Raw genomic sequence first — 13,816 nt, forward strand, 5'->3', positions numbered from 1 at the left:
TTTTATAAAGATATTTAATTTAATATGTTCACACCACTTTATCCCGCTATTTGCGGACAGTAAGACTCCCACCTCAAAGTTAGGCTGAAGCAAAGAAGTTAGTAGTGAGCCTGACGATCCATAAATTCCCGATTAGTAAAGGTTACATAAGAATCCACGAAGACTTTACTAAATAGCAATCATTGTCTACCTCTATCTACTAATCTCCCCTAACAAACCTCTCTATTTCAAGAGGATTATCCCCCGTACATTACTGGGTTCCACAAGAAATTCTTTTCTAGCAACTTCATTTACTCTCCTTATCTTAATTACAATATCTCTTTCTAACAGTGCACACACTCTTCTTCACTCTCCTGAACCATTCATAATAGAATGAACCGACTATAGACTAGATTCAATTAATATTAAAAATTATGATGAGTAAAGGACCATTCGTAGATTATTTCATAAAACCAGTTGGAAATAGAATAATTGGTTCGTTTACAGATTTCACGATACTTTCATAGAAAAACACTCATTATTTTGATACACGTCAACTATAGACAAGAACAAGACACTAAAACATATGAACATGCCGCTGTCATAGCACCGTGGCTCACGAACCTATACGATCTATAGTGAGAGTAGTGATGGCACACTACAATCTTGCACGTCAGCGATACCAAAAATCGACTTCGCCTTTGGTAGCAAGAATCACACTGATGTTAATCAGGTTGCCCCTTTAACAATGGGAGTGTCAATAAATCCAATATTAATAATTGAAATATACTTTACTGAAGAACCACCTCACTAAGGTATGTAAAGTTACAAGCTATACTGGAAATCCGAACCTAGTATGGCAGCTCTTCTTTAAACACATATGTCCAATAGAAAATAAGCGCCTCAATTGATTGAGTATGCCCATTACACCATTCAAGAACAAACGTTCTAACCTCTTGTTATACACCACTACTTCCTTGCATTTAAGTAATCACACTATAATTTTTCACTTACACTTATCTTCTATATAAAAGCTCCAAAATTATAAAATTTAAAGAGTTGTATCCTATATCTATATACAGAAAACAGTAAGCTTTTCCGTTAGAAGAGCAAATAGCATTGCTAACAAAGCATATAGTTTCATTATTTCCAACCAAATTACAAATAGAGTATATAACTACCTGCATTTATTCCCGATGAACCCATTCTTCCTCCAACTTATTTATATCAACGTGATAATAAAGACAAATATGCTGTTCAAATAGCAACCAGTGGCCAACTATACTTTAGTTATCTTATTTATAAGGCTACACAAAAAAAGATTCTTATCCAACTACTAGAGGAAACAAGTAGAACTTATAAAAAAGCTGAACACTATGTACAAGAGCAGTTCCAATATTACTACTCACAACTGATCTTCCCGCCCCAGAGATTTCCTTGGGAATTTCGTGTAACAAACTACAAAGAAGATTATAGAGTCTAAACATTAATCCACACATCTTTATCCAAAATGTTATATGCGAAAGTACTACATAAGACTTTCAAGAACTATATTTTGAAATTATCGCCGCTCTTCAAAAGCCAGATTCAGAAAAAAGAACACGCGCTATTATCTTTTTAACTCCACCACTTTCACCATATAACTATTTAAAACAAATAAAGTGAAACTTTAATCAGTGGGGGTTTACGGGCAGCAGGGCTCCCACCTAACTTCTTTGCTCCAGCTGAATTTTGAGGTGGGAGTTTTACTGCCCGGCGAATAGCGGGATAAATGAAATAAATAGCCTGTTACAATGAACTTTTTTCTTCAAACTTTTTCATGTACCACTATTCGGGTTCACTTCAATTTAACATGTGGTAGCTTCTTTGCTATTCACGAATTAAAGCCATTATCATACGAAACAATTCAGAGATTAAACATCCCGTCATTAAAGATGTCTAAGAAAAAGATCCTCATAAATGGAGTGAACTTGTTTAAAAGCCATATTTATTCAGTTTATTATCTTCATTGATCCGTGGATTTCAAATAACTACAAAGCTATTACAAATAAACACTATGCTACTTGCTCATGAACGTTTTGAGCTTATCGATGTAAGAAACAAAGTGAAGCCTATATAAATACACTTACCTTTAAACAAATAAGCTTGTTATCAATAGGTTTCTTGAACCATAGATAACAAGCTTATTTCATTAAACACAAAAAAGACGAGTCATTCTGACTCATCTTACAGTTGCTTGGCGACGTCCTACTCTCACAGGGACAAGGTCCCAACTACCATCGGCGCTAGAGAGCTTAACTTCCGTGTTCGGTATGGGAACGGGTGTGACCTCTCTGCCATCATCACCAAACTATGAAGGTATATTCCTTCAAAACTAGATAACATTTGCTTCATATTATATGGTTAAGTCCTCGATCTATTAGTATTCGTCAGCTCCACATGTCACCATGCTTCCACCTCGAACCTATCAACCTGATCATCTTTCAGGGATCTTACTAGCTTACGCTATGGGAAATCTCATCTTGAGGGGGGCTTCATGCTTAGATGCTTTCAGCACTTATCCCTTCCGCACATAGCTACCCAGCTATGCCCTTGGCAGAACAACTGGTACACCAGCGGTGCGTCCATCCCGGTCCTCTCGTACTAAGGACAGCTCCTCTCAAATTTCCTGCGCCCACGACGGATAGGGACCGAACTGTCTCACGACGTTCTGAACCCAGCTCGCGTACCGCTTTAATGGGCGAACAGCCCAACCCTTGGGACCGACTACAGCCCCAGGATGCGATGAGCCGACATCGAGGTGCCAAACCTCCCCGTCGATGTGGACTCTTGGGGGAGATAAGCCTGTTATCCCCGGGGTAGCTTTTATCCGTTGAGCGATGGCCCTTCCATGCGGAACCACCGGATCACTAAGCCCGACTTTCGTCCCTGCTCGACTTGTAGGTCTCGCAGTCAAGCTCCCTTATGCCTTTGCACTCTACGAATGATTTCCAACCATTCTGAGGGAACCTTTGGGCGCCTCCGTTACACTTTAGGAGGCGACCGCCCCAGTCAAACTGCCCACCTGACACTGTCTCCCGGGTCGATAAGACCCGTAGGTTAGAATTTCAATACAGTCAGGGCGGTATCCCACCAGCGCCTCCACCGAAGCTAGCGCTCCGGTTTCAATGGCTCCCGCCTATCCTGTACAAACTGTACCAAAATTCAATATCAGGCTACAGTAAAGCTCCACGGGGTCTTTCCGTCCTGTCGCGGGTAACCTGCATCTTCACAGGTACTATAATTTCACCGAGTCTCTGGTTGAGACAGTGCCCAAATCGTTACACCTTTCGTGCGGGTCGGAACTTACCCGACAAGGAATTTCGCTACCTTAGGACCGTTATAGTTACGGCCGCCGTTTACTGGGGCTTCAGTTCAGAGCTTCGCTTACGCTAACCCCTCTCCTTAACCTTCCAGCACCGGGCAGGTGTCAGCCCCTATACTTCGCCTTACGGCTTCGCAGAGACCTGTGTTTTTGCTAAACAGTCGCTTGGGCCTATTCACTGCGGCTTTCCGTTAAGAAAGCACCCCTTCTCCCGAAGTTACGGGGTCATTTTGCCGAGTTCCTTAACCAGAGTTCTCTCGCACACCTTAGGATTCTCTCCTCGCCTACCTGTGTCGGTTTGCGGTACAGGCACCTTTTATCTCGCTAGAAGCTTTTCTTGGCAGCGGGGAATCAAAGACTTCGCTCCATAAGGAGCTTCCCCATCACAGCTCAGCCTTCACGATAAGCGGATTTGCCTACTTATCAGCCTAACTGCTTGGACGTGCACAACCAATCGCACGCTTCTTCTATCCTTCTGCGTCCCTCCATTGCTCAAACGATAAAGAGGTGGTACAGGAATATCAACCTGTTGTCCATCGCCTACGCCTGTCGGCCTCGGCTTAGGTCCTGACTAACCCTGAGCGGACGAGCCTTCCTCAGGAAACCTTAGGCATTCGGTGGACGGGATTCTCACCCGTCTTTCGCTACTCATACCGGCATTCTCACTTCTAAGCGCTCCACCAGTCCTTCCGGTCTGACTTCACTGCACTTAGAACGCTCCCCTACCACTGATACCATTGGTATCAATTCGCAGCTTCGGTGGTGTATTTAGCCCCGGTACATTTTCGGCGCAGAGTCACTCGACTAGTGAGCTATTACGCACTCTTTAAATGGTGGCTGCTTCTGAGCCAACATCCTAGTTGTCTAAGCAACTCCACATCCTTTTCCACTTAATACACACTTTGGGACCTTAGCTGGCGATCTGGGCTGTTTCCCTCTTGACTACGGATCTTATCACTCGCAGTCTGACTCCTAAGGATAAGTCATTGGCATTCGGAGTTTGACTGAATTCGGTAATCCGATGAGGACCCCTAGTTCAATCAGTGCTCTACCTCCAAGACTCTTACACTTAAGGCTAGCCCTAAAGCTATTTCGGGGAGAACCAGCTATCTCCAGGTTCGATTGGAATTTCTCCGCTACCCACACCTCATCCCCGCACTTTTCAACGTGCGTGGGTTCGGGCCTCCATTCAGTGTTACCTGAACTTCACCCTGGACATGGGTAGATCACCTGGTTTCGGGTCTACGACCACGTACTAAACGCCCTATTCAGACTCGCTTTCGCTGCGGCTCCGCCTCTTCAGCTTAACCTTGCACGGGATCGTAACTCGCCGGTTCATTCTACAAAAGGCACGCCATCACCCATTAACGGGCTCTGACTATTTGTAGGCACACGGTTTCAGGATCTCTTTCACTCCCCTTCCGGGGTGCTTTTCACCTTTCCCTCACGGTACTGGTTCACTATCGATCACTAGGGAGTATTTAGCCTTGGGAGATGGTCCTCCCAGATTCCGACGGAATTTCACGTGTTCCGCCGTACTCAGGATACATTCAAGAGAGAACGAAGTTTCGACTACGGGGTTATTACCCTCTGTGACGGACCTTTCCAGGTCGCTTCGTCTACCTCGTTCCTTTGTAACTCCGTATAGAATGTCCTACAACCCCAAGAGGCAAGCCTCTTGGTTTGGGCTAGATTCCGTTTCGCTCGCCGCTACTCAGGAAATCGCATTTGCTTTCTCTTCCTCCAGGTACTTAGATGTTTCAGTTCCCTGGGTCTGTCTTCCATACCCTATGTATTCAGGTAAGGATACCATACCATTACGTATAGTGGGTTTCCCCATTCGGAAATCTTCGGATCAAAGCTTACTTACAGCTCCCCGAAGCATATCGGCGTTAGTCCCGTCCTTCATCGACTCCTAGTGTCAAGGCATCCACCGTGCGCCCTTTCTAACTTAACCAAACTAAAATTAAAAAAATATGAGCTACACTGTTATCTAGTTTTCAAAGAACATACATTTAAACTTGAGAGATAGTTCTCTCAAAACTGAACGAAACAAAACAAGTCAACGTTTATTGATGAACTGCGTTCATCAATTCTCCATAGAAAGGAGGTGATCCAGCCGCACCTTCCGATACGGCTACCTTGTTACGACTTCACCCCAATCATCTGTCCCACCTTAGGCGGCTGGCTCCATAAAGGTTACCCCACCGACTTCGGGTGTTACAAACTCTCGTGGTGTGACGGGCGGTGTGTACAAGGCCCGGGAACGTATTCACCGCGGCATGCTGATCCGCGATTACTAGCGATTCCAGCTTCATGTAGGCGAGTTGCAGCCTACAATCCGAACTGAGAACGGTTTTATGAGATTAGCTCCACCTCGCGGTCTTGCAGCTCTTTGTACCGTCCATTGTAGCACGTGTGTAGCCCAGGTCATAAGGGGCATGATGATTTGACGTCATCCCCACCTTCCTCCGGTTTGTCACCGGCAGTCACCTTAGAGTGCCCAACTTAATGATGGCAACTAAGATCAAGGGTTGCGCTCGTTGCGGGACTTAACCCAACATCTCACGACACGAGCTGACGACAACCATGCACCACCTGTCACTCTGCTCCCGAAGGAGAAGCTCTATCTCTAGAGTTTTCAGAGGATGTCAAGACCTGGTAAGGTTCTTCGCGTTGCTTCGAATTAAACCACATGCTCCACCGCTTGTGCGGGCCCCCGTCAATTCCTTTGAGTTTCAGCCTTGCGGCCGTACTCCCCAGGCGGAGTGCTTAATGCGTTAACTTCAGCACTAAAGGGCGGAAACCCTCTAACACTTAGCACTCATCGTTTACGGCGTGGACTACCAGGGTATCTAATCCTGTTTGCTCCCCACGCTTTCGCGCCTCAGTGTCAGTTACAGACCAGAAAGTCGCCTTCGCCACTGGTGTTCCTCCATATCTCTACGCATTTCACCGCTACACATGGAATTCCACTTTCCTCTTCTGCACTCAAGTCTCCCAGTTTCCAATGACCCTCCACGGTTGAGCCGTGGGCTTTCACATCAGACTTAAGAAACCACCTGCGCGCGCTTTACGCCCAATAATTCCGGATAACGCTTGCCACCTACGTATTACCGCGGCTGCTGGCACGTAGTTAGCCGTGGCTTTCTGGTTAGGTACCGTCAAGGTGCCAGCTTATTCAACTAGCACTTGTTCTTCCCTAACAACAGAGTTTTACGACCCGAAAGCCTTCATCACTCACGCGGCGTTGCTCCGTCAGACTTTCGTCCATTGCGGAAGATTCCCTACTGCTGCCTCCCGTAGGAGTCTGGGCCGTGTCTCAGTCCCAGTGTGGCCGATCACCCTCTCAGGTCGGCTACGCATCGTTGCCTTGGTGAGCCGTTACCTCACCAACTAGCTAATGCGACGCGGGTCCATCCATAAGTGACAGCCGAAGCCGCCTTTCAATTTCGAACTATGCAGTTCAAAATATTATCCGGTATTAGCCCCGGTTTCCCGGAGTTATCCCAGTCTTATGGGTAGGTTACCCACGTGTTACTCACCCGTCCGCCGCTAACTTCATAAGAGCAAGCTCTTAATCCATTCGCTCGACTTGCATGTATTAGGCACGCCGCCAGCGTTCATCCTGAGCCAGGATCAAACTCTCCAATAAAGTTAGTTTGTCTAGCATCTAAAAATAAAAATTGACGTTTACGTTGTTTGTTTCGTTCAGTTTTCAAAGAACTTGTTTGTCGCTCATTTGCGACTCCCTTATGTTAACATTTTCATATTTCAATGTCAACCAAGTTTTTTTATTTCTTTTGTCGCTTTCTGCGTTGTTGCTATCGGCGACTTGTCCTATATTACACCTCAATACTCTAATCGTCAACACCTTTTTATAAAGAAATTTAATTTAGTACCTTTGCACTCTTTTAACTCTAGATAAGGACATACAAAGATCTCATTAAAATAGCAACCATCGTCTACTTTTCTTTACCAATCTATTCTTCTAAATACTATTCAATTTAGGCACTTCTCTATTTCAAAGGACTCGCTTCCCCCATCTTACCGAACTCATACAATTGATTCTTTTCAGCTAAACTAGCAACCTTATTTTAACAATTAATAGTATATAATTAGAAAGTTGCTTTATTTTTTATTACCGCTCCCTATCCCCCTTTGTTTATCAAGTTGTAATATCAATAACATTCTATTAGAAACAGGTGACGATATGAAAGATATACGTATTCTTATAGCAGATGACGATAAAGAAATTCGAGACTTATTAAAAAGATATTTAGAGCGAGAATTATATATGGTAGATACTGCAATTAATGGCGAAGAAGCGTTGTGCTTATTTAACCAAAATAACTACAACCTCGTTATATTAGATCTTATGATGCCGAAAGTAGATGGTATCGAAGTGTGCAGAAAACTTAGAGATACAACTAACATTCCTATATTAATGCTAACTGCTAAAGATCACGAAGTTGATAAAATTCTGGGCTTAAGCATAGGTGCTGATGATTATATTACGAAACCTTTCAGTATTCACGAAGTGGTTGCAAGAGTAAAAGCTCTTATGCGACGTTTTTTAGTTCTTGGAAGTAACACTAACGTACAAGAGAAAACAACTTTAACATTTAAAGGACTAACTATCGATTTTAAAAAATACACAGTCCATACGAACGGAAAAGAAATCAACTTAACTGGAAAAGAACTTGAACTATTAAAATTCTTCGCTTCAAACCCAGAGCAAGTATTTACGAAAACACAACTCTTTCGGAATGTATGGGACGATAATTATATAGAAGATGATAATACAGTTATGGTGCATATTAGAAAGCTTAGAAAGAAAATAGAAATTGATTCTTCCAATCCAAAATTCATTCAGACTGTATGGGGAATCGGTTATAAGTTTGTAGGTGAAAAGGTTGAAAAATGATAAGGTCCTCTTTCTTATTTCATTACAACTTATCATTTGCGGACTTTTAAATATAGATATGGGATACCATATAAAAATATCTTTATTTAGTGCTCTTATCATAATCACAATATATCTTTTCTTTTCAAGAGTTCACTTTATTCAAAGCAACGAATCGATGGTTACTAAATTAAGCCGTGCACTTAAAGGAAATTTACAAACGAGGCTATTCACAAATAACGACCGTTCACTAAATAGTATCGTGTTTTCAATAAACGACTTAATAGCTGCATTAGAAAAGGGTCAGATCGAAGCAAGGAAATCCCAAGAAGCTAGAAAACAACTTTTATCTAATATCTCACATGATATCCGGACACCACTTACTTCTATTATTGGATATATTGATGCTTTAAAAGATGATGTCGCTGCTTCTGAAGTAGAAAAGCAAGAATATCTTGAAATACTTTATAAGAAATCGAATGACTTAAAACATCTGGTCGATGAAATCTTTAATATGGCCAAGCTAGATGCTGATGAATTTCCATTAAAAGAAGAAGAACTCGATTTTTCTGAAGTTACTAGAGAAGTATTAATCGAATTTTTACCCGAGCTATCAAAACATAACATTGAACTACAAGTTCTCATACCAGAATCTACTTCTCCTATTATTGCAGATCACCTTAGCCTTATACGAATTATAGGTAATCTAATAAAAAACGCTATCCATCACGGAAAAGCTGGGAAAATAGTAGGAGTCGAACTACTAGAAACCAATACAGAATATGAGATTCTTATTTGGGACAAGGGACCCGGTATTCCAAAACATGATTTACAAAACGTATTTAAGCGGATGTACCGCAGCGAACAATCAAGAAATCCTTCTTACGGTGGTAGTGGCCTCGGACTTTCTATTTCTAAAGCCCTCGTTGAAAAAAATGGTGGGCGTATATGGGTTGACAGTATTCCCCGGGAACGAACTACTTTTGGTTTTTCCGTCCCAAAACACACTATTTTTAAGAAATAGTTAAGAAATGATTAATATGCAGTTAAACCTTCCTTTTTATTATGTAATTAAGAACTTATAGAAAGTAGGTGCCCCCTATAAATACAATTATAAAAACGACAAACCTTACTAAAGTTTATGGGAACCAAAAGTCAGTAGATAATCTAAATATAAATGTACAGCAAGGAGAGATTTATGGATTCATAGGGCGTAACGGTGCTGGTAAAACAACTACAATCCGTATGCTGCTTAGTCTTATAAAACCTACAAGTGGAAATATAGAAATATTCGGTGAGGATTTACTTCGGAACCCAAAAGACATTTTAAGAAGAATGGGTTCTATCGTTGAAGTCCCAGGATTTTATGAAAACTTAACTGCAAGAGAGAACTTATTAATTAATGCAAAGATAATTGGAGTTCACAAAAGGAATGCAATTGAAGAAGCATTAGAAATTGTAGGCTTGCAGCACGAAACAAAAAAATTAGTAGGAAAATACTCTTTAGGAATGAAGCAACGCTTAGGAATTGCACGTGCTCTTCTCCATTATCCTGAACTACTCATACTAGATGAACCAACTAACGGACTAGATCCAATCGGTATTAAAGAAATGCGAAAACTCATTAAATCTTTAGCTCAAGAAAGAAATATAACGATACTCATTTCTAGTCATATATTAGCTGAGGTGGAACAACTAGTTGATCGTATGGGAATTATTCATGAAGGAAGGTTATTAGAAGAAGTTTCTCTTGATACACTGCGTAAAGCCAATCGTAAGTACATAGAATTCCAAGTAAATAATGATAATAAAGCTGCGATGCTATTAGAAAATCATTTTCAAATTTTTGATTATGAGGTACATGATGAAGGAAATATTCGCGTTTATTCTCACTTTGGACAGCAAGGACACATTAATAGAACGTTGGTTCGTAACGATATTGAAGTATTAAAAATTGTGATGAGCGAAGATAGACTAGAAGATTATTTCACCAAACTAGTTGGGGGTGGCACAATTGGTTAATCTGCTTTATACAGAACTATTAAAATTGAAACGATCCAATATGTTTTTGATTAGTATTATCGGAGCAGGTGTCGCGCCATTTTTAGTGGTTGTAGCTTCTTATATACACATGAAGACAAAGCAGCCTACTCCAACTATTTTATTTGGTCAACTGTTCACTGAAGTTAACCTATACACTACTTTAATTATAGGATTCCCCTTATATGGAGTTGTAATCGCTTATCTATTTACCCGTGAATACACGGAAGATACATTAAAAAACTTGCTAACTATCCCAGTATCACGTATTAGCTTTATTATAAGTAAGTTTATCCTTCTATTCCTTTGGATCATGATGCTAACTTTAGTTGCTTGGGCGCTAACTTTATTATTAGGGCTAATAGGTAGATTCCCTGGGTTTAGTATCACCTTACTTTTATGCTCTCTCATAAAATTTTTAATATGTGGTGGACTTCTCTTTCTTTTGTCTTCACCTATTGTACTACTAACCCTTGTAATGAAGACCTATGTACCGCCTATTATATTAACAATCATTATTACAATGACTAACCTTATGATCGTAAATTCAAAACATAAAGACCTATTCCCATGGACCGCTACTCTAGATATAGCAAATAACGAATTACAACCGACTTATCCACCAGAGTATTCTTATATCATCATCGCAGTAACAGCTATTTTCGGATTTATTACAACACTATTCTATTTTAAAAGAGTAGATATTCATTAATTTATAGGAGTGAAACTATGAGCGATCTTATCATTGCCTTCATACTTGGTATTGTAGAAGGGTTAGCTGAATTTTTACCCATCTCTTCTACTGGCCATCTTATATTAGTCGGACATTTATTAGGTTTTGAAGGAGAAAGGGCAAAAACGTTTGAAATTGTCATACAGTTAGGGGCAATTTTAGCTATCGCGATTTTATATCATAAACGTCTTGTTTCTTTATGTAATATTAAACCCCTTCTTCGGAAAGAGAAAAAATTCAATGCATTACATGTTTTTCTTGGTGTATTCCCAGCAGTAGTTGTTGGCTTATTATTACATGATGTTATTAAAACATACTTATTCCAGCCGTATACTGTCGTAATCGGACTTGTAGCAGGAGCAATTCTTATGATTTTTGCAGAAGTAAAAAAGGCAGAGGTAACCGCTTTTTCACTAGATGATTTAACATACCGTCAAGCATTAACAATTGGATTATTTCAATGCTTAGCAGTATATCCTGGCTTCTCTAGAGCTGGCTCTACTATTTCTGGAGGGCTATTAGCGAAAGTAAATTATAAGGCTGCATCTGAGTTCTCTTTTCTCATCGCCCTTCCTGTAATGGTTGGAGCTACAGGCTTAGACTTATTAAAAAGTTGGAAGTATTTAAGTGTGGATGATATTCCTATGTTTGCTATAGGATTCATTACCTCTTTTATAGTAGCAATGCTAGCGGTAGTAACTTTCCTGAAACTTTTAGAAAAGATAGGTTTAAAACCTTTTGCATATTATCGTATTTTGTTAGCTATCTTATTTACACTTTTCGTATTGCTATAGCTTCATATAAGCCACATATTATTAAACCGATATTCAAGGAATATCGGTTTTCATCTATTTCACCTCTAGTATTACTCACTTCAATATGGCATAGTGGTAATACACCACCATTAATAATCCGAATATTCTTTGAACTAATCATTAAAATATGTAAGATCAAAAGCTATACTTAAAATCCGAACCTAGTAATAGCATTTCTTCTTTAAACACATATACTGAATTAAAAATAAACACCTCAATTGATTGAATATGCCCATTACACCAATACAGAACGAACGTTCTATACCGCTACTTCCTTGTATTTAAGTAATCGAACTATAGTTTTTTCACTTGCACTTATCTTATCTATGAAAGACTCCCCATTATAAGATTTAAGGAAGTTTCATCCTATGTCTATATACAAACAACTGCAAGCTTTACCATTAGAAAAGGAAATCGAATTACTTACAAAGCATTTAGTTTCATTTCAATAGTATTAACGGCACCGATGGCAAGGTCAGTATTATAGATGAACTATATAGTATTTTAAAAAGCACTCTGAACACGTATGGATTCAATATGTACCTCATGATACAATAGGTAGAAAAAATGTATTTGCATTTTTAAAAGAAAAACGCCTCCCCCCTCTACTATCATTTATCATTCACACCTAGATACAGTCAGCATTGAAGATTTCGGATCGTTAAAAGAACATGCTTTCTCTCCTGAAACACTAAAACAATATTTTCGAACCTACAAAAGTGATACAAATGTTCAAGCCGACGCAAAATCTGGAGAGTGGTTGTTTGGCCGTGGTTCTCTTGATATGAAAAGCGGTGCTACCATTCATCTAGCCAATATACTATACTTCTCAGAACATATGCATTTACTCAAAGGAAATCTACTACTCTTATTCATTGGAGATGAAGAAGGAGAACATCGTGGGATTATCTCTGCCTTAACCGAATTCGAAAGACTAAAGCAAGAAAAACAATTACAGTATCGTTTGGCCATTAACAATGATTTTATAACCCTTTTATATGATGGAGATACTCAGCGCTACATTTATACAGGTACTGCTAGCAAGCTTCTTCCTTGTTTCCATATTTACGGAAGAGAAGTACACGTAGGCGATACATTGTCTGGCATTAACCCTAATTTTATTGCAGCCCAAATCACAAATAGACTACATAACAACTATATCCATTACCATATGAAATAATCCGCAAATTAAACATCCCGTCTATTACTATGGGCGTCTACGAGAATGATGGCCATAAATGGATAGAACGTGTTTACAAACCCTATTCATTCAGCGTATTACCTTTATTAATCCGTAATACAAATTTCAAATGACTACAAAGCTATTACAAATAAGCAAATTGTCCAGGGTTTATAAAGAAAATCAACTTTAGCTAAAGTGAGGTAAAAATACAAATGAATCCATTAGCACAAACATATTGGGATACTTATTGGGGGAACAATGAAAAACCGAAATCTGTTACAGCTTGGCAATTTGGTGATTCTCCTGATTATCTCGCTAAACTAGTCATTGATGGTGTGAAAACCGCAACATGCTCCGGCCATATTTTTTATGAATTAGAAAACGAACCGCTACCAACAACCAATGATTATAGTATTGTACTCAATAGTCAAGATGAACCTGTAGCTATAATTAAAACAATAGAAGTAACTGTAACACCAATGAATGAAGTAACTGAAGAATTTGCTATAGCTGAGGGTGAAGGCGATCTTACTTATAATTACTGGAGAGACACCCATATACAGTTCTTTACAAAGGAACTACATGAGCTTGGCCTTGGTTTTTCTGAAGATATACTACTCGTTTGTGAACGTTTTGAGCTTATCGATATAAAAAATAAAGTGAAACTATAATAAATAGAAGTAATACCTTTACTTTTACGCAAATAAGATTGTTATCAATAGGTTTCTTGAACCATAAATAACAATCTTATTTCATTAAACACAAAAAAGACGAGTCATTCTGACTCATCTTAAAG

6 protein-coding genes, 3 rRNA genes and 1 pseudogene are annotated in these 13,816 nt (G+C 39.8%); 7 read left to right on the forward strand and 3 right to left on the reverse strand.

What is annotated here, in order from left to right; translation table 11 throughout:
* Nucleotides 1-2,213: 2,213 nt before the first annotated feature.
* The 3 genes from rrf to JFT89_RS01815 all read right to left on the reverse strand — a co-directional run bounded on the left by rrf (nucleotide 2,214) and on the right by JFT89_RS01815 (nucleotide 6,998).
* A 5S ribosomal RNA gene (rrf, locus tag JFT89_RS01805) occupies nucleotides 2,214-2,329 on the reverse strand.
* 49 nt (nucleotides 2,330-2,378) lie between these two features.
* Nucleotides 2,379-5,300 (reverse strand): 23S ribosomal RNA (locus JFT89_RS01810).
* Nucleotides 5,301-5,446: 146 nt separating this feature from the next.
* Nucleotides 5,447-6,998, reverse strand: a 16S ribosomal RNA gene (locus JFT89_RS01815).
* The 16S, 23S and 5S rRNA genes sit together here, the layout of an rRNA operon.
* A 558-nt stretch (nucleotides 6,999-7,556) precedes the next feature.
* Here JFT89_RS01815 and JFT89_RS01820 point away from each other — a divergent pair.
* From JFT89_RS01820 to JFT89_RS01850, 7 genes and pseudogenes are all read left to right on the forward strand, one after another.
* Nucleotides 7,557-8,270 carry a response regulator transcription factor gene (locus tag JFT89_RS01820; RefSeq protein ID WP_000651971.1) on the forward strand — a complete coding sequence of 238 codons (714 nt, stop codon included), beginning with the start codon at nucleotides 7,557-7,559 and terminating at the stop codon, nucleotides 8,268-8,270.
* On the forward strand, nucleotides 8,260-9,273 hold the full coding sequence (locus JFT89_RS01825; RefSeq protein WP_016095884.1) for a sensor histidine kinase: 1,014 nt from the start codon (nucleotides 8,260-8,262) through the stop codon (nucleotides 9,271-9,273). The genes JFT89_RS01820 and JFT89_RS01825 overlap by 11 nt, the downstream gene beginning before the upstream one ends.
* 68 nt (nucleotides 9,274-9,341) lie before the next feature.
* A complete protein-coding gene (locus JFT89_RS01830; RefSeq protein ID WP_016095885.1) occupies nucleotides 9,342-10,271 on the forward strand; it encodes an ABC transporter ATP-binding protein in 930 nt (309 codons plus the stop codon).
* Nucleotides 10,264-11,001 (forward strand): ABC transporter permease, encoded by a 738-nt coding sequence (locus tag JFT89_RS01835; RefSeq protein WP_016095886.1) that lies wholly within the window; start codon nucleotides 10,264-10,266, stop codon nucleotides 10,999-11,001. The genes JFT89_RS01830 and JFT89_RS01835 overlap by 8 nt, the downstream gene beginning before the upstream one ends.
* A 17-nt stretch (nucleotides 11,002-11,018) precedes the next feature.
* Nucleotides 11,019-11,816, forward strand: a complete 798-nt coding sequence (gene uppP, locus JFT89_RS01840; RefSeq protein ID WP_002063539.1) for an undecaprenyl-diphosphate phosphatase UppP — start codon at nucleotides 11,019-11,021, stop codon at nucleotides 11,814-11,816.
* Between the two features lie 530 nt (nucleotides 11,817-12,346).
* Nucleotides 12,347-12,993, forward strand: a pseudogene (locus tag JFT89_RS30870) (M20/M25/M40 family metallo-hydrolase); the annotation flags it as partial.
* Nucleotides 12,994-13,232: 239 nt separating this feature from the next.
* Nucleotides 13,233-13,691: an ASCH domain-containing protein gene (locus JFT89_RS01850; RefSeq protein ID WP_002063537.1), complete on the forward strand. Its 459-nt coding sequence runs from the start codon at nucleotides 13,233-13,235 to the stop codon at nucleotides 13,689-13,691.
* Nucleotides 13,692-13,816 lie beyond the last annotated feature (125 nt).

Source organism: Bacillus sp. TH25, assembly GCF_016650935.1.
Classification (GTDB): domain Bacteria; phylum Bacillota; class Bacilli; order Bacillales; family Bacillaceae_G; genus Bacillus_A; species Bacillus_A mycoides.

Bases quoted from the DNA above. Each gene is read 5' to 3' on its own strand.
- JFT89_RS01820 (WP_000651971.1), top strand. From the start codon at position 7,557: ATGAAAGATATACGTATTCTTATAGCAGATGACGATAAAGAAATTCGA.
- uppP (WP_002063539.1), top strand. From the start codon at position 11,019: ATGAGCGATCTTATCATTGCCTTCATACTTGGTATTGTAGAAGGGTTA.
- JFT89_RS01850 (WP_002063537.1), top strand. From the start codon at position 13,233: ATGAATCCATTAGCACAAACATATTGGGATACTTATTGGGGGAACAAT.